This window comes from Microbacterium petrolearium, from assembly GCF_054782875.1.
In genome coordinates this window covers 23,991-45,110 of sequence record NZ_BAAGRQ010000015.1, presented here as the reverse complement: position 1 = coordinate 45,110, position 21,120 = coordinate 23,991, and the positions used below count along the sequence as shown (strand labels likewise).

The 21,120-nt window shown below is 73.0% G+C and carries 23 protein-coding genes, 1 tRNA gene and 1 pseudogene; 15 read left to right on the top strand and 10 right to left on the bottom strand.

The features are described 5' to 3' along the window. Positions 1 to 37: 37 nt before the first annotated feature. From ACYVJ0_RS11480 to ACYVJ0_RS11435, 10 genes are all read left to right on the top strand, one after another. Complete coding sequence (locus tag ACYVJ0_RS11480) at positions 38 to 415, top strand: GntR family transcriptional regulator (protein ID WP_449853601.1); 378 nt, start codon at positions 38 to 40, stop codon at positions 413 to 415. After that, positions 412 to 1,473 carry a DUF1648 domain-containing protein gene (locus ACYVJ0_RS11475; protein WP_460817938.1) on the top strand — a complete coding sequence of 354 codons (1,062 nt, stop codon included), beginning with the start codon at positions 412 to 414 and terminating at the stop codon, positions 1,471 to 1,473. Before ACYVJ0_RS11480 ends, ACYVJ0_RS11475 begins: the two co-directional genes overlap by 4 nt. Next, positions 1,470 to 2,405 carry a lysostaphin resistance A-like protein gene (locus ACYVJ0_RS11470; RefSeq protein WP_460817936.1) on the top strand — a complete coding sequence of 312 codons (936 nt, stop codon included), beginning with the start codon at positions 1,470 to 1,472 and terminating at the stop codon, positions 2,403 to 2,405. The genes ACYVJ0_RS11475 and ACYVJ0_RS11470 overlap by 4 nt, the downstream gene beginning before the upstream one ends. A 31-nt stretch (positions 2,406 to 2,436) precedes the next feature. Further along, entirely contained in the window at positions 2,437 to 3,099 is a 663-nt protein-coding gene (locus tag ACYVJ0_RS11465) for an O-methyltransferase (RefSeq protein ID WP_449853598.1), read from the top strand. A 102-nt stretch (positions 3,100 to 3,201) separates the two neighbouring features. Beyond that, positions 3,202 to 4,482 carry a phosphopyruvate hydratase gene (gene eno / locus ACYVJ0_RS11460; protein WP_449853597.1) on the top strand — a complete coding sequence of 427 codons (1,281 nt, stop codon included), beginning with the start codon at positions 3,202 to 3,204 and terminating at the stop codon, positions 4,480 to 4,482. 29 nt (positions 4,483 to 4,511) lie between these two features. Next, the gene (locus ACYVJ0_RS11455; protein WP_460817934.1) at positions 4,512 to 4,994 is read left to right on the top strand and encodes an FtsB family cell division protein; all 483 of its coding nucleotides are present in this window, start codon (positions 4,512 to 4,514) and stop codon (positions 4,992 to 4,994) included. Positions 4,995 to 5,061: 67 nt separating this feature from the next. Beyond that, on the top strand, positions 5,062 to 5,610 hold the full coding sequence (locus ACYVJ0_RS11450; protein ID WP_460817932.1) for a DUF501 domain-containing protein: 549 nt from the start codon (positions 5,062 to 5,064) through the stop codon (positions 5,608 to 5,610). Next, positions 5,600 to 6,928: a S8 family serine peptidase gene (locus ACYVJ0_RS11445; protein WP_460817930.1), complete on the top strand. Its 1,329-nt coding sequence runs from the start codon at positions 5,600 to 5,602 to the stop codon at positions 6,926 to 6,928. The genes ACYVJ0_RS11450 and ACYVJ0_RS11445 overlap by 11 nt, the downstream gene beginning before the upstream one ends. A 4-nt stretch (positions 6,929 to 6,932) precedes the next feature. Then, positions 6,933 to 8,384 carry an NAD(P)/FAD-dependent oxidoreductase gene (locus ACYVJ0_RS11440; protein ID WP_449853593.1) on the top strand — a complete coding sequence of 484 codons (1,452 nt, stop codon included), beginning with the start codon at positions 6,933 to 6,935 and terminating at the stop codon, positions 8,382 to 8,384. A 70-nt stretch (positions 8,385 to 8,454) separates the two neighbouring features. Continuing rightward, positions 8,455 to 8,528 (top strand) — tRNA-Leu (locus ACYVJ0_RS11435). Positions 8,529 to 8,539: 11 nt separating this feature from the next. Here the strand turns inward: ACYVJ0_RS11435 and ACYVJ0_RS11430 are convergent. Continuing rightward, the gene (locus ACYVJ0_RS11430; RefSeq protein WP_449853592.1) at positions 8,540 to 8,773 is read right to left on the bottom strand and encodes a hypothetical protein; all 234 of its coding nucleotides are present in this window, start codon (positions 8,771 to 8,773) and stop codon (positions 8,540 to 8,542) included. Between the two features lie 235 nt (positions 8,774 to 9,008). Here ACYVJ0_RS11430 and yczR point away from each other — a divergent pair, with 235 nt between their 5' ends. Further along, entirely contained in the window at positions 9,009 to 10,442 is a 1,434-nt protein-coding gene (yczR, locus tag ACYVJ0_RS11425; protein ID WP_460817928.1) for a MocR-like transcription factor YczR, read from the top strand. 74 nt (positions 10,443 to 10,516) lie between these two features. Beyond that, on the top strand, positions 10,517 to 11,158 hold the full coding sequence (gene yczE / locus ACYVJ0_RS11420; protein WP_460817926.1) for a membrane protein YczE: 642 nt from the start codon (positions 10,517 to 10,519) through the stop codon (positions 11,156 to 11,158). 303 nt (positions 11,159 to 11,461) lie between these two features. On the opposite strand, the pseudogene ACYVJ0_RS11415 reads toward yczE, so the two are convergent. After that, positions 11,462 to 12,196: pseudogene (locus tag ACYVJ0_RS11415) on the bottom strand (NAD(P)/FAD-dependent oxidoreductase); the annotation flags it as partial. Between the two features lie 58 nt (positions 12,197 to 12,254). On the opposite strand from ACYVJ0_RS11415, the gene ACYVJ0_RS11410 reads away from it, so the two are divergent. Together ACYVJ0_RS11410 and ACYVJ0_RS11405 are read left to right on the top strand one after the other, a co-directional pair. Further along, entirely contained in the window at positions 12,255 to 12,668 is a 414-nt protein-coding gene (locus tag ACYVJ0_RS11410; RefSeq protein ID WP_449853588.1) for a MerR family transcriptional regulator, read from the top strand. 43 nt (positions 12,669 to 12,711) lie between these two features. Then, positions 12,712 to 13,740, top strand: a complete 1,029-nt coding sequence (locus ACYVJ0_RS11405; RefSeq protein ID WP_460817924.1) for a pseudouridine synthase — start codon at positions 12,712 to 12,714, stop codon at positions 13,738 to 13,740. Here ACYVJ0_RS11405 and ACYVJ0_RS11400 read toward each other — a convergent pair. Continuing rightward, the gene (locus ACYVJ0_RS11400) at positions 13,703 to 14,269 is read right to left on the bottom strand and encodes a GNAT family N-acetyltransferase (protein WP_460817922.1); all 567 of its coding nucleotides are present in this window, start codon (positions 14,267 to 14,269) and stop codon (positions 13,703 to 13,705) included. The genes ACYVJ0_RS11405 and ACYVJ0_RS11400 overlap by 38 nt on opposite strands. A 100-nt stretch (positions 14,270 to 14,369) precedes the next feature. On the opposite strand from ACYVJ0_RS11400, the gene ACYVJ0_RS11395 reads away from it, so the two are divergent. Continuing rightward, complete coding sequence (locus ACYVJ0_RS11395; protein ID WP_449853585.1) at positions 14,370 to 14,936, top strand: LemA family protein; 567 nt, start codon at positions 14,370 to 14,372, stop codon at positions 14,934 to 14,936. Positions 14,937 to 14,992: 56 nt separating this feature from the next. Here ACYVJ0_RS11395 and ACYVJ0_RS11390 read toward each other — a convergent pair whose 3' ends face one another. Genes ACYVJ0_RS11390 through ACYVJ0_RS11360 form a run of 7 tightly spaced genes read right to left on the bottom strand, consistent with a single transcriptional unit; the run spans position 14,993 to position 21,104 of the window. Then, the gene (locus ACYVJ0_RS11390; protein WP_449853584.1) at positions 14,993 to 15,766 is read right to left on the bottom strand and encodes an SDR family NAD(P)-dependent oxidoreductase; all 774 of its coding nucleotides are present in this window, start codon (positions 15,764 to 15,766) and stop codon (positions 14,993 to 14,995) included. After that, on the bottom strand, positions 15,763 to 16,236 hold the full coding sequence (locus ACYVJ0_RS11385) for an S-ribosylhomocysteine lyase (protein WP_449853583.1): 474 nt from the start codon (positions 16,234 to 16,236) through the stop codon (positions 15,763 to 15,765). Before ACYVJ0_RS11385 ends, ACYVJ0_RS11390 begins: the two co-directional genes overlap by 4 nt. Before the next feature lie 27 nt (positions 16,237 to 16,263). Then, positions 16,264 to 17,379, bottom strand: a complete 1,116-nt coding sequence (locus tag ACYVJ0_RS11380) for an iron-containing alcohol dehydrogenase family protein (protein ID WP_460817920.1) — start codon at positions 17,377 to 17,379, stop codon at positions 16,264 to 16,266. Then, a complete protein-coding gene (locus tag ACYVJ0_RS11375; RefSeq protein WP_460817918.1) occupies positions 17,376 to 18,536 on the bottom strand; it encodes an aminotransferase class I/II-fold pyridoxal phosphate-dependent enzyme in 1,161 nt (386 codons plus the stop codon). Before ACYVJ0_RS11375 ends, ACYVJ0_RS11380 begins: the two co-directional genes overlap by 4 nt. Position 18,537: 1 nt before the next feature. Next, on the bottom strand, positions 18,538 to 19,203 hold the full coding sequence (locus ACYVJ0_RS11370; protein WP_449853580.1) for a methionine ABC transporter permease: 666 nt from the start codon (positions 19,201 to 19,203) through the stop codon (positions 18,538 to 18,540). Next, complete coding sequence (locus ACYVJ0_RS11365; protein ID WP_460817917.1) at positions 19,200 to 20,255, bottom strand: methionine ABC transporter ATP-binding protein; 1,056 nt, start codon at positions 20,253 to 20,255, stop codon at positions 19,200 to 19,202. Before ACYVJ0_RS11365 ends, ACYVJ0_RS11370 begins: the two co-directional genes overlap by 4 nt. 6 nt (positions 20,256 to 20,261) lie before the next feature. Beyond that, positions 20,262 to 21,104 (bottom strand): MetQ/NlpA family ABC transporter substrate-binding protein, encoded by an 843-nt coding sequence (locus ACYVJ0_RS11360; RefSeq protein ID WP_460817915.1) that lies wholly within the window; start codon positions 21,102 to 21,104, stop codon positions 20,262 to 20,264. Positions 21,105 to 21,120 lie beyond the last annotated feature (16 nt).

Genomic DNA, 21,120 nt, shown 5'->3' with positions numbered 1-21,120 from the left:
GTTCTATTGCAACTAGAATAAGCGCGAGGAGGCCGCCATGCTGCTGAGGATCGACCCGACGCGCGACGAGCCCGTGTACGCCCAGCTCGCCGCGTCGATCCGCGCGGACATTGCGGCCGGCCGCGTGACCGCGGGCGAGCGGCTCCCGTCCGCCAAGGACGTCGCCGCCTCCCTCGACGTCAACCTGCACACCGTGCTGCACGCCTACCAGGTGCTGCGCGACGAGGGACTCGTCTCGATGCGGCCGGGCAGGGGAGCGATCGTGGCCGAGCGCGGTGCCGCCGTCGCCGTGCTGCTGCCGCACATCACGCGGCTCGCCGCCCGCGCGGACGAGCTGGGCATCGACCGCGACACCCTCGCCTCGCTCGTCCGCGAGGCGGGCCGCCACGACCACGAGAAGGAGGGGGCATCATGACAGCGACGCTCACGAGGAAGGCCGCGAGGCGCCGCTACGCGATCATCGCGATCGGCATCCCGCTGGCCGTGTTCCTCGTCCTGATGATCGTCCAGTTCGCCCTGCTGCCGCAGCTGCCCGATCCGGTCGCCTCGCACTGGGGTCTGTCCGGGGAGCCGGACGGCTTCTCGGCGCCGTGGCTGCTGCCGCTGGTCACGGGCGGAACCGGGTTCGTCGTGACGCTGCTCGTGGCGCTGACGCCCTACCTCGCCGACGCCGCACCGGAGCAGCTCGTCCGCGGTGGCCCGATGAGCTACCGGCTGCTCGCCGCGATCGTGTGGGCCGAGACCGGCTTCCTCGGCAGCCTCATGCTCGCGACGTTCGTCCCGCAGATCGGGATCGACGACGCCCGCGACGCGACGCTGCCCGGCTGGTGGGCGCTCGTCGGACTCGCCCTCGGGGCGCTCCTCGCGCTCGCGGCGTGGCGCGTCGTCGTGGAGCCGCCGCGCACCGACGCCGCGCCGCAGGAGCCCTCGCCCCTCGCGCTCGGCGAGGCCGAGCACGCCGTCTGGCTCAAGACGGTGTCGATGAGCCGGACGGGCCTGATCCTCGTCTGGAGCCTGATCGTGGCCGCCCTGGCCGCCACCGTCGCCGTGGCGTGGGCGCAGATCGGCGGCGAGGCCGATGCGGGAATCCTCATCGCCGTCGCGGTGCCCGTCCTCCTCGCCGTCCTCGTGGCCACGAACACGGTCTTCCGCGTGCGGATCGACGACGCGGGGCTCGAGGTGCGCTCGGCCCTGGGCTGGCCGCGCGTGCGGATCCCGCGCGAGCGCATCCGCTCCGCCACCGTCGTGCAGGTCAACCCGATGGGCGAGTACGGCGGCTGGGGATGGCGGTACAGCGTCAACGCGGGCTGGGGCGTCATCCTGCGCACGGGGGAGGCGATCCGGGTGCGGCGCACCGACGGGCGGGCCTTCACGGTCACGGTCGACGACGCCGAGACCGGCGCCGCCCTCCTGAACGGACTCATCGCCCGCGAGGGCGCGAACGGCGACGCATCGAGGGAGACGGACCGATGACCACGCAGGAGGCCCCGCAGGCGCGCGTGCCGTGGAACGCGGTCGCGCTGTTCACCGCCCTCGTGCTGCTGCTCGCGTGGGCGGTGGCCATGCCGCTGTGGATCGGCGACCTCGCGTCCCAGCCGATCGCCACCGTGTTCGTGTCGGCGATGATGTGGACGCCGGCGCTCGCGACCCTCATCGTCGTGCTCGCCATGAAGGTGCCGCGCCGCGACGTGTGGCGCTTCCTCGGCGTGTGGCCCCTGCGGCCCGTCGGCCGCACGATCGGCTTCGCCGTCGCGGCGCTGCTGGGCCCCATCGTCATCACGCTGCTCGTCGTCGCGGTGTCGGCCTGGTTCGGGCTCGTCGAGCTCGACCTCGTGCACTTCTCGGGCTTCGCGGAGCAGCTGGCCGCCGCCGGCGTGGATCCGTCGGCGCTGCCGCTCGGCACGGTCGTGCTGACGCAGCTGATCGCGGTGCCGTTCGCCGCCGTGATCCCCAACGCGCTCCTCGCCTTCGGGGAGGAGGTCGGCTGGCGCGGCTGGCTGCTCGCCGCGCTGCGGCCCTGGGGCACCTGGCCGGCGCTGCTGTTCAGCGGCGTGATCTGGGGGCTGTGGCACGCGCCCGTCACGCTGCTGGGACACAACTTCGGCCGCACCGACGCCACGGGCGTGCTGCTCATGATCGGCGGCTGCGTGGCGTGGGGCGTCCTGCTGGGGTGGACGCGCCTGCGCACGGGATCGATCTGGCCGGCGGTCTTCGCCCACGGTGCGATGAACGCCGTCGGCGGCATCGTCGTCGTCCTCGCCGCCGCGGGACAGCGGATCGACATGGCCGTGGTCGGGCCGCTCGGCGTCGTCGCGTGGGTCGTCATCGCCGCCATCGTCGTCGCGATGGTGCTGGCGGGCGCCTTCCGCGAGGAGCGCCTGTCGGGGGAGCCCGCCGGGGCTTGACCGTGCCGCGCGGCGGCGATGAGATGTCCCCATGGCCGAATCGACGCCCGCGGCGTGGGCCGCCGCCGACCGCTACCTCACCGACACGCTCGTCGGCGACGACCCGGCGCTCGAGGCGGCGCTCGCCGCGCAGCGCGACGCGGGCCTGCCCGACATCGAGGTCTCGCCGCCGGCCGGCAAGCTGCTGCACCTGCTGGCCCGCATCGCGGGAGCGCGCCGTGTGCTCGAGATCGGCACGCTCGGCGGCTACTCGACCATCTGGCTCGCGCGGGCCCTGCCCGATGACGGCGAGGTCGTGACGATCGAGGCCGAGCCGGCCCACGCCGCCGTCGCGCGCGAGAACGTCGACCGCGCCGGCGTGGGGGAGCGGGTGGACATCCGTGTCGGCGCCGCGGCCGACGTGCTGCCCACGCTCGTGCCCGGATTCGACCTCGTCTTCATCGACGCCGACAAGGAGCGCAACACGCTCTACCTCGACTGGGCGGCACGGCTCGGGCACCCCGGCACGGTCGTCGTCGTCGACAACATCGGGCGCTCGGGGGACATCGTCGACGCGGGCACCGACGATCCCCGCGTGCGCGGCACGCGAGAGGGGCTGGAGATGCTCGGCACCGACCCGCGTTTCGACGCCTCGGCGCTGCAGACGGTCGGCGCGAAGGGCTGGGACGGCATCGCGGTCGCCCTCGTCGTCTGATGCGAACGGAATACCGTCGCGGCGGCCACGGGCACGCCCCGGGCGGGACTAGGCTGAAACGCGGATCGGAACCGGTCATCCCCACGTGCAGAGGAGTCACCCGTGGCACAGATCGAAGCAGTTGGCGCTCGCGAGATTCTCGATTCTCGCGGCAACCCCACGGTCGAGGTGGAGGTGCTGCTGGACGACGGGATCGTGCAGCGCGCGGCCGTCCCGTCCGGCGCGTCCACCGGCGCCTTCGAGGCGTACGAGCTGCGCGACGGCGACAAGGACCGCTACAACGGCAAGGGCGTGCAGAAGGCCGTCGACGCCGTGATCGACGAGCTCGGCCCCGCCATCGAGGGCCTCGACGCCAGCGACCAGCGCGTCATCGACGCGACGCTCAAGGAGGTCGACGGCACCCCGAACAAGAAGCGCGTCGGCGCCAACGCCATCCTGGGCGTCAGCCTGGCCGTCGCCAAGGCCGCGGCCGACAGCGCCGACCTGCCGCTGTTCCGCTACCTCGGCGGCCCGAACGCGCATGTGCTGCCCGTGCCGGCGCTCAACGTCATCAACGGCGGCGAGCACGCCGACAACGGCATCGACATGCAGGAGTTCTTCCTCGTGCCGCACGGCGCCGAGTCGTTCGCCGAGGCGCTGCGCTGGGGCGCCGAGACCTACCACGTGCTCAAGAAGGAGCTGCTCGCGGGCGGCTTCGCCACGGGCCTCGGCGACGAGGGCGGCTTCGCCCCCGACCTGCCCAGCAACCGCGAGGGCCTGGACTTCCTCATCGGCGCGATCGAGAAGGCCGGCTTCACTCCCGGCACCGACATCGCCGTGGGCCTGGACGTGGCCGCCACCGAGTTCTTCCAGGACGGCGTCTACACGTTCGAGGGCGAGCAGTGGTCGAGCGAGAAGCTCATCGGCTACTACGAGGAGCTGCTCGCGAACTACCCGCTCGTGACGATCGAGGACGCGCTCGCCGAGGACGACTGGGAGGGCTGGAAGGCCCTCACCGACGCGATCGGCGGCAAGGTGCAGCTCGTGGGCGACGACCTGTTCGTCACCAACCCCGAGCGCCTGAAGCGCGGCATCGACCAGGGCGTGGCCAACTCGCTGCTCGTCAAGGTGAACCAGATCGGCACCCTCACCGAGACGCTGGACGCCGTCGCGATGGCCCACAACGCGGGCTACACCGCGATGATGTCGCACCGCTCGGGCGAGACCGAGGACACGACGATCGCCGACCTCTCGGTCGCCGTGAACTGCGGTCAGATCAAGTCCGGCGCGCCCGCCCGCAGCGACCGGGTCGCGAAATACAATCAGCTTCTGCGCATCGAGGAGGAGCTGGGCGACGCGGCGGTGTTCGCGGGCCGCGGCGCCTACCCCCGATTCAAGGGCTGAGCGCACACGACGATCGGAAGGGGGAGCGGATGACCGGATCGGCTCCCCCTTCCCGCGTTCGGCGGCGGACGCCCCGCGCGGCCAGCGCCCGCGACTGGCTCGGCGGGCTGCGCGTCTCCGGATTCACCGTCATCATGCTCGGGCTCGTCGTGCTGGGCGCCTTCGTGCTCGTGCCGACGGTGGGGACCTTCGTGGAGCAGCGGCAGAAGATCGCCGCGCTCGAGGAGGCCGTGCAGCTCACGGCCGACGAGATCGCGGACCTCGAGGCCGAGCAGGAGCGCTGGCAGGACCCGGCCTACATCACGACGCAGGCCCGCGAGCGGCTCTACTACGAGCGGCCCGGCGAGGTCGTCTACATCATCGACAACGACCTCGACGAGTCCGAGCTGCCGCGCGATGAGGAGCCCGTCAGCGACGAGGTCGAGGAGGCGCGGGCCGACTGGATGGGCCAGCTGCTGCGCTCGGTGGTCGCGTCGGGGCTCACGCAGACGGCCGTGGGGCCGGAAGGCTGAGCGTAACGGTCCGGTCGCGACGGGGCGTGTCTGCCGATTGCCAGCGAAGCCCTTATAGCCTGGCCACGTGACGACCCCGCCCTTCGAACCGGTCCGCGATGCCGATCTCCGGGTGGTCTCGGACCAGCTCGGCCGGCCCGCACGCGGCGTCGTGGGCGTCGCCGCGCGCTGCGCCTGCGGCAACCCCACCGTCGTGGCGACCGCGCCGCGGCTGCCGGACGGGACGCCGTTCCCCACGTTCTACTACCTCACGCATCCGGCCGCCACGGCCGAGATGTCGCGGCTCGAGGCCGACCAGGTCATGGTCGGCATGAACGAGCGGCTGGCGGAGGACGACGAACTGCGCGCCGCATACGCACGCGCGCATGAGGCGTACCTGGCCGATCGCGCGCCGTACGGCGACGTGCCGGAGATCTCCGGCGTCTCGGCGGGCGGCATGCCGCGTCGCGTGAAGTGCCTGCACGCCCTCGTCGGGCACGCGCTCGCCGCCGGTCCGGGCGTCAACCCGCTCGGTGACGAGGCGCTGGCGCTGTCGGCGTGGTCGCCCGAGCGCTGCGAGTGCGCGCACCCCGGCGCGGCGCGGGAGCACGCGGACGGGGCAGAGGATGTCGGCTAGGCGAGCGCGCGTGCGGGTGCCGGTCGCCCTCGCCGGTGCGATCGTGGCCGTGCTGCTGGTGACGGGCGCCGCCGCGACGCCCACGCCCGCCCCCAGTCCCGAGCCCACCCCGTCCGATCCGGTGCGCGCGGCCGAGTACTGGCTGGAGGACTACGGCATCACCGACGCGTGGGCGACCACGCGCGGCGCGGGCACGACCATCGCCGTCATCGACACCGGCATCGCGAACGGCCCGACCGAGCTGAACGGCGTCGTCGTCGACGGCAAGGACGTGTCGGGCGTCGGCAGCTCCGACGGCCGCACCCCGGTCGGCGCCCGCGACCGCAACCACGGCACGCTGGTCGGATCGATGGCGGCCGCCCGCGGAACGGGGCCGGACACGGGGTTCATCGGCGTCGCCCCCGAGGCCGAGCTGCTGTCCATCTCGGTGGGGTTCGGCGCGTCGGCCGCCGTGCCCTTCGTCGATCAGGTGCCCGAGGCGATCACGTGGGCCGTCGATCAGGGCGCCGACATCATCAACCTGTCGTGGACGACGAACACCCTCACGTGGGACGAGTCGTGGGACGACGCGTTCCTGCACGCGTTCGAGAACGATGTCGTGATCGTCGTCGCCGCGGGCAACCGCGGCAGCGGCACCGACGTGGTCGGCGCGCCCGCCACGATCCCCGGCGTGCTCGCGGTCGGCGGCGTCGACCAGGAGGGCAAGGCCAGCGTCGAGGCCTCGACGCAGGGGATCACGATCGGCGTCGTCGCGCCCAGCGAGGGCCTGCTCGGCGTCGCGCCGGACGGCCAGCTGATGCGGTGGGACGGGACGAGCGGCGCGGCGCCGATCGTCGCGGGGATCGCCGCGCTGGTGCGATCCGCCCATCCGGAGCTCGATGCGGACAACGTCATCAACAGGATCATCGCGACGGCCGATCGGGTACCGGGCACGAGCGTGCCCGACCCCGAGTACGGCTACGGCCTCGTCGACGCCGCCGAGGCCGTGTCGGCGAGCGTGCCGGCCGTGGCCGACAACCCGCTCGTCGACGTCGAGCTGGCGGAGTGGATCCGCCTCTACCGGCGGGGGGACACGGAGCCCGCGCCGGTGCCGGAGGAGGTCGAGGTGTCGATCCCGCCGCTGCCGCCGGCCGAGGCGCCGAGCGCGGCCGGTTCGCCGTGGCTGCCGTCGGAGGCGTCCCTTCGCGAGGGCACGCTGCCGCTCGCCGCGGCCAGCGCGGCTAGTATCCTGATAACGCTCGGTCTCGTCGCTGTCATCCGACGCATTCGAACGGCGCCCCGGCGCCTGCCCGGCAATCCACAGTCAAGGAGTTCGTGAAGTCGTGCCCAGGATCCTGATCGTCGGCGGCGGATACGCCGGTTTCTACACCGCGTGGAAGCTCGAGAAGCACCTTCGCAAGGGAGAGGCCGAGGTCGTCATGGTCGACCCGCTTCCCTACATGACCTACCTGCCGTTCCTGCCGGAGGTCGCCGCCGGATCCATCGAGCCACGCCACGCGGTCGTCTCGCACCGGCGCCACCTCAAGCGCACGAAGATCGTGAACGCGAAGGTCACGGGCATCGACCACGCGAACAAGACCGCGACCATCACGCCCGAGGGCGGCGAGCCGTACGAGCTGGACTACGACCACGTGGTCGTCACGGCGGGCTCGGTGTCGCGCACCTTCCCGATCCCCGGCATCGCCGACAACGCGATCGGCATGAAGTCGATCGAGGAGGCGGCGGCCGTGCGCGACCGCATGATCTCCAACTTCGAGAAGGCCGCGGCGCTGCCGAAGGAGAGCGAGCTGCGCAAGCGACTGCTCACGGTCGTCGTGGTCGGCGGCGGCTTCGCCGGCATCGAGACGTTCGCCGAGCTGCGCTCGGCGGCCTCGGCGCTGCTCGAGAAGTTCCCCGAGATCTCGTTCGAGGAGACGCAGTTCCACCTCATCGAGGCGATGGGCCGCATCATGCCGGAGGTCTCGCTCGAGACGTCCGAGTGGGTGCTCAAGGACCTCGCCAAGAAGGGCGCGTACGTCCACCTCGACACGCAGGTCGCCGACGCCACGGACGGCGTCGTGAAGACCAACACGGGCGAGGAGTACCCGACCGACCTCATCATCTGGACGGCCGGCGTCATGGCCAACCCGCAGGTGGTGCGCGGCAGCGACCTGCCGACCGAGCCGCGCGGCCGCATCACGACGCAGGCAGACCTGCGCGTGGTCGACGCCGACAAGAACGTGGTCGAGGGCGCGTGGGCCGCGGGCGACGTCGCCGCCGTGCCCGACAAGACCGGCGGCCTGCCCGACGGCACGTGCGTGCCGAACGCGCAGCACGCCGTGCGCCAGGCCAAGCGCCTCGCCAAGAACCTCGTCGCGGTTCTGCGCGGCGAGCAGCCCGTGGACTACTACCACAAGAACCTCGGCGCGGTCGCGGGCCTCGGCCTGTACGACGGCGTGTTCCAGTCGGGCAAGATCGCCATCAAGGGCTTCTTCGCCTGGGTCGCGCACCGCGGCTACCACGGCCTCGCGATGCCCACGTGGGAGCGCAAGTGGCGCGTGCTGTGGGGCTGGTGGCACAACTTCTTCCTGGGCCGCGACCAGGTGCAGCTGAGCGCGCTGACCAACCCGCGCGGCTTCTTCGAGGCCTTCGCCTCGCGCCCGAAGCCCCCGGCCGAGGAGGCACCGGCCCCGGCCGAGAAGCCCGCCGACGCTCCGGCCGCGGCTCCGGCGGAGGAGAAGCAGGCCGAGGCTCCCGCCGGCGAGAAGCCGGCCGAGAAGGTCTCCGCGGAGTAGCCGCCGCACGACGAAAGGGCGCCCATCCCCTAACGTGGATGGGCGCCCTTCGTCGTTCCGGCGAAGGCGTCCCCCTGTAGCCCAACCGGCAGAGGCAGCCGACTTAAACTCGGCCCAGTCTGGGTTCGAATCCCAGCGGGGGGACGGGTCGGCGCTCAGGCCGTGCGGACGAGCGTCGTCACGAGCACGAGCCGCGTGGCGGAGACGAGCTGGGCGGCGCGGACCCAGGGCGACGTGAGCGGCGCGACGCTCGTGTCGACGATGCGGAAGCCCTCGTCGAGCAGGCGCGAGATCTCATCCGCCGCCTCGGGGTTCTCCCACGGGCCGTGGTCGTCGTCGGTCGTGTTCGGGTACAGCACGTGCGTGACGTGCCGGACATCGTTGGTCATGAAGCGTGTTCCTCGTTCCGATGCGTCGCCCGCAGCGGGCGCGGTGCTGTGATGCCGAGGCGCGGCCACTCGGTACGGGAAGCGCAGGGCCGCGCGCCGGTGCGAAAGGGCCAGAAGAACCTACCGGCGTCGTCGATGCGGACCAAGGGGTTGACGATCCGCGTCCTCCGCCGCTAGGCGAGGCCCCTCGCGCGATTGAACCTCTCGGATCAGTCCAATGCGGTACGGTGCCCGGATGGTGGACTCGCGGCTGTCGGCCCGGGCCCTCGTCGAGAAGCTCGGCGCGTGGCGCACGCGGGAGCCGGCGTACGAGGCGCTGGCGGAGGCGGTGCGGGTGCTGTGCCTCGACGACCGGATCGCGCCGCGCACGTCGCTGCCGGCGGAGCGCGAGCTCGCCGCGCGTCTCGGTGTGAGCCGCACCACGGTCGCCGCCGCGTACCGCAGCCTGCGCGAGAGCGGCCACATCCGCAGCGTGCGCGGCTCGGGAAGCGAGACGCTGCCCGTCGGCACGCGCGACGTGACGCCGCTCGGCGGCGCCGGCGACGTGCTCGACCTGCGCCAGGCGAGCCCGGCCCCCTGGCCCGGCCTCCCCTCGGTGTACGCGGAGGTCGTCGGCCGGGGCGCGGGGCTGTTCAGCGGTCACGGCTACGAGATGCTCGGCTCGCCGAGCCTGCGCGAGGCGATCGCCCGGCGCTACGCGGAGCGCGGTCTGCCCACCGATCCCGCCCAGATCATGGTGACCAACGGCGCCCAGAGCGCCATCGCCCTGTGCGCCTCGCTGCTCGTGTCGCGCGGCGACCGCGTGCTCACCGAGACCCCCACGTACCCGCACGCGGCCGCGGCGTTCCGCCGGGCCGGCGCGCGGCTGGTCGGCGTGCCGGTGGCGCCGGGGGAGGGGTGGGACCTCGACCGCGCGGAGCACGCGCTGCGGCGGGCGTCGCCGGTCGCGGCCTACCTGATGCCCGACTTCCAGAACCCGACGGGCGCGTCGATGCCGGTCGCGCAGCGGCACGCGCTCGCGGACGCGGCGGCCTCGACGGGCACCGTGCTGATCGTCGACGAGACCACCGCGGAGCTCGACATCTCGGGCGGTGCGCCCGCCACGCCGTTCGCCGCCGACGTGGGTGACGCCCCCGGCATCGTCACGCTCGGCTCGCTCGGCAAGACGGTGTGGGGCGGGATCCGCGTGGGCTGGGTCCGCGCGGACCGGGCGACGATCCAGCGGCTGGCGGTGGCGCGGCCCGCGGCGGATCTCGGCACCCCCGAGGTGGAGCAGGCGGTCGCGGAGCGGCTGGTGGGCATGATGCCGGAGATCATCGCGCAGCGCCGGGCGCAGCTGCGGGCGGGGCGCGATGCCCTCACCGCCGAGCTGCGCCGCGTCGAGGGCTGGCAGGTGCCGGACGTCGCCGGCGGCGTCGCGCTCTGGGTGGGCCTCGGCGCCGCCCGCAGCTCGGCGCTCGTGCTCGCCGCGCGCCGGCGCGGCGTGCTCCTGAGCGCCGGACCGCGCTTCTCGGTGGGCGGCGGGCTGGAGAGGCACCTGCGCGTGCCGTTCACGGGCGCGCCCGCCACGCTCGTCCGCGCCGCCGCGCTTCTCGCGGAGGCGTGGGGCGAGGTCGCCGCATCCCGCGACGCGCCGGCCGCGTCGACGCTCGTCGACGCGCTCGTCTGAGCCGCGAGTGCCCCGCGGCCACGGACCCGGGATTGGACCGCGCGCCTCGGCGGCCGATGCGCTGGACTGGGGGCATGACCCTCGCCGCACGCCCCCGATCCGTCTCGCTCGCCCTGCGCACCCTGCGCCTGGTCGTGGGCCTCGCGGTGTTCGGCATCGGCGTGGGGCTCACGGTGATCGCGGGCCTGGGCCTGGACCCGTGGACCGTGCTCGCCGACGGCCTCGCGCGCCGCACGGGCATCGGGATCGGCTGGGTCGCCAACCTGCTGGGCGCGCTCGTGCTGCTGCTGTGGATCCCCCTGCGCCAGCGCCCGGGCATCGGCACGGTGCTGAACGTGCTGCTCGTCGGCACCGTGATGCAGGTGACGGTCGACCTCGTGCCGCGGCCCGATCACCTTGCGCTGCAGCTGCTCGCCCTGCTCGGCGGCATCGTCGTGGTCGCCGTGGGCAGCGGCATCCACATCGGCGCGCACCTGGGCCCTGGCCCCCGCGACGGCCTCATGACAGGGCTGCACCAGCGCCTCGGCTGGCCGCACTGGCGCGGGCGGGCGACGGTCGAGCTCACCGTGCTCGCGCTCGGCTGGCTGCTGGGCGGCACGGTCGGGATCGGCACGGTGCTCTTCGCGATCCTGATCGGCCCGCTCGTGCACGTCGCCCTGCGCGTGCTCGACCCGCGCAAGCGGGCCGCGCGGCGCGACGGCGCCCGGCCGGCCTGATCCTGCGTTCTCGGCGGCGATACGCTTGCCGACTTCGAGTGGATCGCGCTCGTGCTCCCGCTCGCGGTCGGAGCGATCGTCATTCCCATCGTGACCGCCGTCTCCGCGCGCATGGTGTGACGCCGGCGGGCGCCCCCGGCTCAGTGCGCCGTCAGCTCCTGGACGATGCCGGCCGCCGCCATCTGTCCCGCGGCCGCGGCCATGACGACCGATGCGACGGGGGCCCGGGAGGGTGGCCCGGTGCGCGAGGTCGCCCGCGGCCGAGACTCCCGGCAGCGAGGTGCGGCCGAACTCGTCGATCTCGATGGCTCCCGAGGAGAGCGTGCGCAGCCCGAGCCGCTCCGCGAAGGGCGCCCGCTGGCGCATCCCGCCCGCCGCGATGAACACGCCGGCCACGACGGTCCCGCCCTCGGCGGTGTCGACGCGCACGCCGTCGCCCTCCTCCCGCACAGCGATCGCCGGGCCGGGGTGGACGCGGGCGCCGGCGTCCTCGAGCGCCCGGTGCTCGTCCTCGGTCGCCGACTCGCCGATGGGGAAGACCGTGATGCTCTCGGCGATCCGGCCCAGCAGCCCGACGAGGTGGGCCGCCCGGGCGGTGCCCAGCAGCGCGATCGGCCGGCCGGCGTGCTCGTGGCCGTCGCAGAACGGGCACGCGAAGGCGCGCCGCCCCCACAGCTCCGCCAGCCCGGGCACGTCGGGCAGCTCGTCGGCCACGCCCGTGGCCAGGATCACGCGGCGCGCGGTGGCCGCCGAGCCGTCCGCGAGCGACACGGCGAACTCGCCCACGGCGCCGGAGACGTCCGTCGCGGGGGTCTCGCGCAGCTCGACGCCGGGGTAGGCCGCGAGCTGGGCGCGGGCGGCGGCGCGGAACTCCGCGGGCGGCGTGCCGTCGTGGGTTACGACGTTGTGCATGTGGGCGACCGTCCCGTTGCGGTACTCGCCCGAGTCGAGCAGCAGCACGGTGCGGTGCATCCGCCCCAGGGTGAGGGCCGCCTGCAGGCCCGCGGGCCCCGCCCCGATCACGATCACGTCGTACATGTCGATCCTTCCGTCCGTCGGACTTGCGTCGTGAGCCAGTGTGTGACTTCATGTCAACATGAAGTCAAATGCGGAGGATCGGGGCGCGCGCTGGGCGGTCGGCGAGGTGGCCTCGAGGTTCGAGCTGCCCACGCACGTGCTGCGCCACTGGGAGTCCGTCGGCCTGCTGCGGCCGCGGCGCGACACCGCCGGACGGCGGCGCTACGGCGAGGACGACGTGGCGCGCATCGCGATCATCCTGCGCAGCAAGGCCGCCGGCATGAGCCTCGAGCAGATCGCCGTGCTGCTGGAGGGCGACGGCCACGGCCGCCACGAGGTGCTGCAGGCGCACCTGGCGGATCTGGACCGCCGCATGGAGGAGATGAGGCGCTCGCGCGAGATGACCGAGCACGCCTTCCGGTGCACCGCGCACGACATCTCGACGTGCCCGCGCTTCCGCGAGGGCGTCGCCGACATCCTCGCCCGGTTCTGATCGGACGCCCCGGGTTCGCCCACGCGGGCCCGCGTAGACTCCGATGCTCGTGAGGTCATCGGGAAGGACCGGCGTACTGCCGCCGCGCGAGGGCATCTCCGCCGCACGGCTGCGGGCCCCGGGCGGGCGCGAGACGCACGCCGCGGCGCACCTGCCCGTGCCGGCCACCGTGCGCGAGTGGCTGGCGGGCACCGTGATCCCGAAGACGATGGGGCGCGAGCAGGCCTTCGGCGCGAGCCCGCTGGAGCCCGAGTACTTCGTGCGGGAGGGCTCGCTCGTCGACGCGCGCGGCGCGGCCGTCGGCCTCGACGACCCCGTGGAGCCCGGCGGCTTCTACTGGTTCCACAAGCCGATCCCGTATGAGGACCGCGTGCCGTTCGAGGTGCGCATCGTGCACGAGGACGACGACCTGCTCGTCGTGGACAAGCCGCACTTCCTCGCCTCCACGCCGAACGGCGTCTTCGTGCGCGAGTGCGTCGTGACGCGGCTGCGCGCGGCCCGCGGCGAGGACGAGCTCGTCGCCATCCACCGCCTCGACCGGGTCACGGCGGGGCTGCTCGTGCTGTCGCGGCGGCCCCGCACCCGCGGCGCGTACCAGGTGCTGTTCCAGCGGCGCGAGATCGACAAGACGTACCGCGCGCTCGCGTGGCTGCCGCCGGGGTGGTCGCCCGGCGACCCGCTGCCGCTCGGGCTCGAGACCGGCGAGGACCGCGATGTGCGCAGCCGGCTGCTCAAGGTCGACGGGGAGCGGCCGGTACGGGTGATCCCCGGCGAGCCGAACGCGCACACGACCATGCGGCTCGTGCGCACCTTCGCGCACGCCGGCCGCTGGGCCGGGGAGTTCGTGCTGCGGCCGCACACGGGCAAGACCCACCAGCTGCGCGTGCACATGAACGGCCTCGGACTGCCGCTCCTCGGCGATCCGGTCTACCCCGAGGACCTCGGTCCCGACCCGTACGACTTCCGCCACGCGCTGCAGTTGCTCGCCCAGCGCCTCACGTTCGACGATCCCTTCACGGGCGAACGCCGCGTGTTCACGAGCGGGCTGGCGCTCGATCCGGCGCGGGCGTGACGACGAGCGACTTGGCGAGCGTCTCGAACTCGAGGTCGTCGCGGCGCGGGATGCCGAAGCGCTCGTCGCCGTATGGGAACGGGCTGCGCGCGCCGGTGCGGCGGTAGCCGCGGCGCTCGTACCAGGCGATGAGGTCGGGGCGTGCCGTGATCACGGTCATCCGCTGCTCGGGAAGATCCCATTCCTCGCGCGCCCTGCGCTCGGCCTCGGCCAGCAGCGTCCCGCCGATCCCGCCGCCCTGCGCGGTGGGGTCGACGGCGAACATGCCGAAGTACGCGTGGCCCTCGCGGCGCTCGAGGTGGCAGCAGCCCGCGAGCGCTCCGTCACGCTCGGCCAGCAGCACGACGGAGCCGGCCGTGCTCAGCAGCGCGTGCACCTGCTCGGCGTCCGTGCGCTGCCCGTCGAGCAGGTCGGCCTCGGTCGTCCATCCGGCGCGGCTGGCCTCGCCACGGTAGGCGCGCTGGACGAGCGCGACGGTGGCGGGCACATCGGCGGGGACGGCGGCGCGGAACGAGAGTGCGGCGGTCACGCCATGACGCTACCCGAACCGGCGCGGGCGGGATCCGGGGGATTCCCTGCCGGCGCGGATGGGCGGCCTCTAGGATGGGGTCGCGAACAGGGGGTTCTCCATGGAGTTGCTGATTCCGGTCGGGATCATCGTGGCCATTGCGGTGATCGTCGGCATCTACCTGTGGGCGACGTACAACTCGCTCGTGCAGCTGAACGTCCGGGTGGACGAGGCGTGGAGCGACATCACCGTGCAGCTCAAGCGTCGGGCGGATCTGATCCCGAACCTCATCGAGACGGTGAAGGGATACGCGGCCCACGAGAAGGCGGTGTTCGAGAACGTCACGCGCGCGCGGGCCGAGACGCTGCAGGCGACCACGCCGCGCGCCGCGGGTGTGGCCGAGGGCCACATGGAGCAGGCGCTCAAGAGCCTGTTCGCCGTCGCCGAGGCGTACCCGCAGCTGCAGGCGAGCCAGAACTACCTGCAGCTGCAGCAGTCGCTCGTCGACACCGAGGACAAGATCCAGGCGTCGCGCCGCTTCTACAACGGCGGCGTGCGCGAGCTGAACACGAAGATCAAGGTCTTCCCCAACAACCTCTTCGCCCGCCAGCTCGGTTTCCACGAGCGGGAGTTCTTCGAGGTGGTCGACGGCGCCGCCATCGCCGAGCCGCCGCGCGTGCAGTTCTGAAAGAACTGCACTTGCCAATCGACACCCTGCAGTTCTGAACAAGCTGCATCGGGGATTCAGTGCATCGTCATGCCGCCCGTGACGTTGATGCCCTGGCCGGTCATGTACGACGAGAGTCGGCTCGCGAGGAACAGCGCGACGCCGGCGACGTCGGACGGCTGACCGGTCCGCCCGAGCGGCACCTGCGCGTTGTCCTCGGCCTCGATCTCGGCGGCCGTCATCCCGCGCACGACGGCTCCCTCCTCGCGCTCCCGGTGCTTCATCGGGGTCTCGATGATGCCAGGGCAGATGGCGTTCACGAGGATCCCGCGCGGCGCGAGCTCGACCGCCATCGTCCGCACGAGGCCGAGCACGGCGTGCTTCGACGCGACGTAGCCGCTCATGCCCCGGTAGCCGTTCTTCCCCGCCTGCGACGCGATGAGGACGAGCCGGCCCTGCCGCCCCGTCGCGACGAGCTGCCGCGCCACCGCGCGGGCGACGAGGAACGAGCCGGTGGCGTTCACCTCGAGGTTGCGGTTCCAGTCGGGCAGGGTCGTCTCGGTCGTGTACGCCATCGTCGATGTGCCGGCCGCGTGGACGAGCACGTCCACCGGCCCGACCCGGTCGCGGATCGCCGAGACGGCCGCGTCGACGGCGGGCTCATCGGCCACGTCGAGGCGGATCTGCCAGCCGCCGTCCGGCGCGACCGTCGGCGTCGCGGAGGCGTGGGCGACGTCGGCGCTCACCACCGTCGCTCCCTCGGCGGCGAAGGCCGCGACGGTCGCCTCTCCGATGCCGCTCGCGCCGCCGGTGACGAGCACCACCCGGCCGCGCAGCTCGGGGAAGGTCACGCGACCACCCGGCGGAACGGGTCCGTGCTGATCCCCTGCGCCACGATGTGGGCCGCCCACTCGCGGGCGCTGTGCAGGCTGTGGTCGCGGTAGTTGCCGCACTCGACCGCGCTCACCCCCGGCACGTCGTCCCAGGTGACGTCCTCGGCGATCGCGCGCAGGCTGTCGGCGACGACCGGCGTGATCTCCTCCAGCGTGCGCTCGCCCCACACGATCAGGTGGAAGCCGGTGCGGCAGCCGAACGGCGAGCAGTCGATGACGCCGTCCATCCGGTCGCGCAGCAGGCTCGCCAGCAGGTGCTCGATGGTGTGGAGCCCGGCCGTCGGGATCTCGCCCTGGTTGGGCTGCACGAAGCGCAGATCGAAGTTCGAGATCGCGTCGCCGCGGGGCCCGCGCTCGACGGCGATGAGCCGCACATACGGCGCGAGGACGGCGGTGTGATCCAGCTGGAAGCTCTCGACGTCGGCCATGGGTTTCTCCTTCGGTGGTGGATTCGATCAGAGGGATGGAACGGGCGCCGCCGTGAGGGCGACGCGGGGCAGCGGGAGCTGATGTCGTTCGAGCGCGGACATCGCCTCGACCACGTCCGAGGCTCGCAGCCCGGACCGGAGCAGGTGCAGCGACGAGCGCTCGTCCGCCGCCACGGCGGCGATGGCGTGCAGCGACGCGCGGTCGCCGGCGTCGATGCCGAGGTCGGCCAGCGAGCGCGGCAGCCCCAGGTCGGCATAGAGCCCGGCGAGGGCGTCGATGTCGTTCCAGTGCGCCTCGAGTGCGAGCTGCACGAGGATCCCGTACGCGACCTTGACGCCGTGGAGCAGGTCGCGGGTGCCGTCGACGGCGCTCAGCCCGTCCGAGACGGGGTGCGCCGCCGTCGCGCGCCCGTGGGGCCCCGCGAACGCTCCGACGATCCCGGCCGACACGATCGCGGCCTCCATGACGTCGCGCCACGCGTCGCTGAGCCGGCCCGCCCTCATGTCGTGCACGGCGGTGACGCCGTGCACGAGGACCGCGTCCCGGCAGCGCCGCGCGGCATCGCGGCCGATCGCGGTGAGCACGGAGGCGTCGCCGCGCTCGAGCAGGGGCCGCACCTCGAACCACTTCGCGAGCGTGTCGGCGATGCCCGACACGAAGAACTCGGGCGGGGAGTCGAACACCGCACGAGGCTCGATGAGGAGCGCATGGGTCGGCGTCTCGTGCTCCGCGTGGCCCAGATGGCGGTGGTCGTCGTCGTAGAACACGCTCACGCGCGACCACGCCGAGCAGGTGCTCGCCAGCGTCGGCACGAGGACGACCGGGACGCCGGCCTCGACCGCGACCGCCTTCGCGGTGTCCAGCGCCTTCCCGCCGCCGATGCCGAGCACCGCGTCCGCGTCGCGGGCGAGCGTTCCCAGGCGCGCGATCTCGGCGGGGCTGCACTCTCCGCCGAATGCCGCGTCCACGGTCTCGACGGGGTCGAGCGCGGGCAGGTGCGCAGCGACGGCGCGCCGGGCACGCCTGCCGTGCACCGAGAGCACCCGTCGCGCCCCGATCCGGTCGAGGACGCGGGGCAGCGCATCGAGCGCGCCCTCGCCGCTCGCGACGACGCCGGGGCCGGGATGGCGCAGGCCGCTCACGCCGACGCCTCCGGTGCGGGGAAGCGCGCGATGGCCGTGCGCAGCGTCGCCTCGTCGTGCACGAGCCCGATGCGCACGTGCCCGGCACCGCCGGGGCCGAAGCCGCTGCCCGGCGCGACCGCGACGCCGTGCTCCTCGAGCAGGCGGGCGGCGAAGGCCCCGTCGTCGCCGGGGACCGCCAGCCACACGAAGAAGGTGCCGCCGGGGGCGTCGACGCGCCACCCCGACTCGCGCAGCGCCGCGACGACGGCATCGCGGCGCGCGCGGTAGACCTCGACGAGCGCCTCGGCCGCGTTCTGGTCGCCGGACAGCGCGGCGGCCGCCGCCTCCTGCGTCGCCCCGAAGATCGTGCTGAGCGCATGGCTCTGGTAGCGCCGCATCGCGGCGATCAGCGACGCGTTCCCGGCCGCGAAGCCGAGGCGCCAGCCCGCCATGCTGTACGTCTTCGAGAGCGTGGAGATCTCGACCGTGCGCTCCCCGGACGCGTCGACGGCGAGCGCCGACAGCGGCCGGCCCGAGAAGCCGAGCGAGGAGTACGCGAAATCGTGGACGAGCGCAGCGCCCAGACGCTCCGCGAGCGCGAGCACCTCCCCGACCTCGGCGGCGTCCACCAGTGCTCCCGTGGGATTGTGCGGCGAGTTCAGCACGACGAGCGCCGCCTCGTCCGCGCCCGCGAAACCGCGCGCGTCCGGCCGGTACCCGCGAGCGGGGTCGAGCCGCAACTCGGCGATGCCCGCACCGGCCAGCGCGGCGAGCGAGCGGTAGGCCGGGTACCCCGGGTCGGGCAGCACCACGGTGGCCCCCGGGTCGACGAGGCCCTGGAAGGCGGCCAGCAGCGCCTCGTGCGAACCGTGGAACGCCGCCACCTCGGCCTCGGGATCCACCGTGACGCCGTGGTCGCGGGCGTACGCGGCGGCGATGGCCCGCGCGAGCGAGGGCAGCGGCGTGGCGGCGGGGTAGCGGTGGTGCACCGGGTCGGCGACCGCGCGCTGCATCGCCCGCACGATCGCCGGCGGCGTGGGCAGGTCGGGGTTGCCCTTGGACAGGTCGATGACGTCGACGCCGCGGGCGCGTGCCTGCGCGATGCGCCGATCCATCTCGCCGAAGAAGCCGGGCGGCAGCGACGCGACCCGCTGCGCGGCGCGGAAGACGGCCACCTCAGCGCCTCCGCACCCGGCGGGCGAGCGCGTTGCCCGCCGCCTGCACGAGCTGCACGATGACGATGAGTGCGATCACGGTCACGAGCATGGCGAATCCGTCGAAGCGCTGGTAGCCGTACGAGATCGCGAGATCGCCGATGCCGCCCGCCCCGACGGTGCCGGCCATCGCCGATGCGTCGATGAGGCCGATCGTCGCCGTGGTGAGCGCGAGGATCAGCGATCCCCGCGCCTCCGGCAGCAGGAAGCGGCGGAAGATCTGCCATGGGGTGGCGCCCATCGACCGCGCCGCCTCGATGATGCCGCCGGGCACCTCGAGCATCGAGTTCTCGACGAGGCGGCCGATGTACGGCGCGATCATGACGACCAGCGGCACGATCGCCGCCTCCGGACCGATGGACGATCCGACGACGAAGCGGGTGAACGGCAGGATCGCGACGAGCAGGATGATGAACGGCAGCGAGCGCACCAGGTTCACGAACGTGCCCAGCACGAGGAACAGCGGGCGATTCGGCAGGATGCCGCCGGGACGGGTGACCGCGAGCATCGTGCCGATGACGATGCCGAGCGCCGCGCCGATGGCGAGCGACACGCCCACCATGTACAGCGTCATGACCAGCTCGGAGAAGAACTGCTCCGTCGTGATCAGGGTGAAGGGCGCGCTCATGCCGCACGCACCTCCGTCACCGTGAGCACCGCATCCTCGAGGTACTGCCGCGCCCGCCGGATCCGGGAGGGATCGCCGTCCAGCTGGATGATGAGCTGGCCGACGGTGTGCTGCTGGATCTCGGTCATGTCGGCGTGCAGGATGTTCACGCCCACGCCGATCTCCGCGATCAGCGTGGCAACGATCGGCGCCGTGACCTGCTCGTCCAGCAGGAGCAGTCGCCAGAGATGGTCGCCGCCGATCCGCTCGACGACGCGCGCCGGCAGCGTCTGCGGCACGACCGACTCGACGAACGCCGACGTGGTGGCGCTGCGGGGGCGCACGAACACGTCGAGCACAGACCCCTGTTCCACGACCCGACCGGCCTCCATCACCGCCACCTCGTGGCAGAGATCCTTGATGACGTCCATCTCGTGGGTGATGACGAGGATCGTCGTGCCGTACTCGCGGTTGATGCGGCGCAGCAGCCCGAGGATCTGCTCCGTCGTCGTCGGGTCGAGCGCGCTCGTGGCCTCGTCGCAGAGCAGGATCTCGGGATTGCGCACGATCGCCCGCGCGATCCCGACCCGCTGCTTCTGGCCGCCCGAGAGATCACCGGGGTGGGCGTCGGCCTTCGCGGCGAGCCCGACGAAGGCGAGGGCCTCGTCGGCGCGCGTGCGGGCCTGGCCTGCGGGCACGCCGTCCAGGCGAAGGGGGAGGGCGACGTTCTCGCGCACGGTGATCGTCTCGAGCAGGTGGAACTGCTGGAACACCATGCCGGTGCGCTTCTGCATCGCGCGGAGCTCGCGGCCGTCGAGCGCGGTCAGATCCACCCCGTCGAGGCGCACGACGCCCGATGTGGGGCGCTCGAGCGCGTTGACGAGGCGCACGAGCGTGGACTTGCCGGCGCCGCTGTGGCCGATGACGCCGAAGATGCTCCCGCGCGGCACCCGCAGCGTCACCTCGTCGAGGGCGGTGACCCGCGCGCCACGGCGCCCGGGGAAGACGCGCGAGACGCGCTCGAACTCGACGAGGGCCGCGACCTCGGGCGAGGTGGAGGCTGTGTCGGTCACCGGCGCTCAGTCCTCCAGCGCGTCGGGGATGTTGTAACCGGCGTACTGCGGGTCGCCGGCGATGTATGCGGCGAACTCCTCCGACTCGTAGGCGGCCTTGATGTCCTTCGCCCACGCGGTCTCGAGGTTCGGCTCGTCCACGGTCACGACCACGGAGAACTCGTCCGTCAGCTCCTCGAGCGCGAGGGCGTCGGTCAGGTCCAGTCCGCCCGAGACGACGAAGTTGCCCTGGATCACCGAGTAGTCCACGTCGGACAGCGACGCGACCTGCTGCGCGTTCTCGATCGCGACGATCTCGATGCCGGCGACGTTCTCGGAGATGTCTGCCGGGGAGGCGGTCGCCGGATCGATCGAGTCGCTGAGCTCGATCCAGCCGACATCGGCGAGCACCTGGAAGGCGCGGTACATGTTCGAGGGCTGGTTCGGCACCGCGACGGTCGCGCCGGGCTCGACATCGTCCAGGGCGTCGCTCTGGCCGCCGAACAGCGCCATCGGCGGCCCCGGCACCTGGACGAGGGAGGCGTTGTGCAGCCCCTCCTGCTCATTGACCGACTCCTGGAACACCGGGTGCTGCATGATGATCGCGTCGACCTCGCCGTCCGCGAGCGCGACGTTCGTGATGATCCCGTCGGTGAACTCGCTGATCTCCACGGTGTAGCCGTCCTCCTCGAGGATCGGCTGGATGCCCTGCTCGAACATCTCGCGGTAGGGGCCAGGGTTGAAGCCGAACCGGAGCGTCGTCTTCTCGTCCTCCGGCTGGTCGGCGGGGGCGGCGGCGCCGCAACCCGTCAGCGCGAGCGCGACGACGACGGCGGCGGCGAGCGAGGGGAGCAGGCGGGGGAACGGCATGGTGGACTCCGAGTGC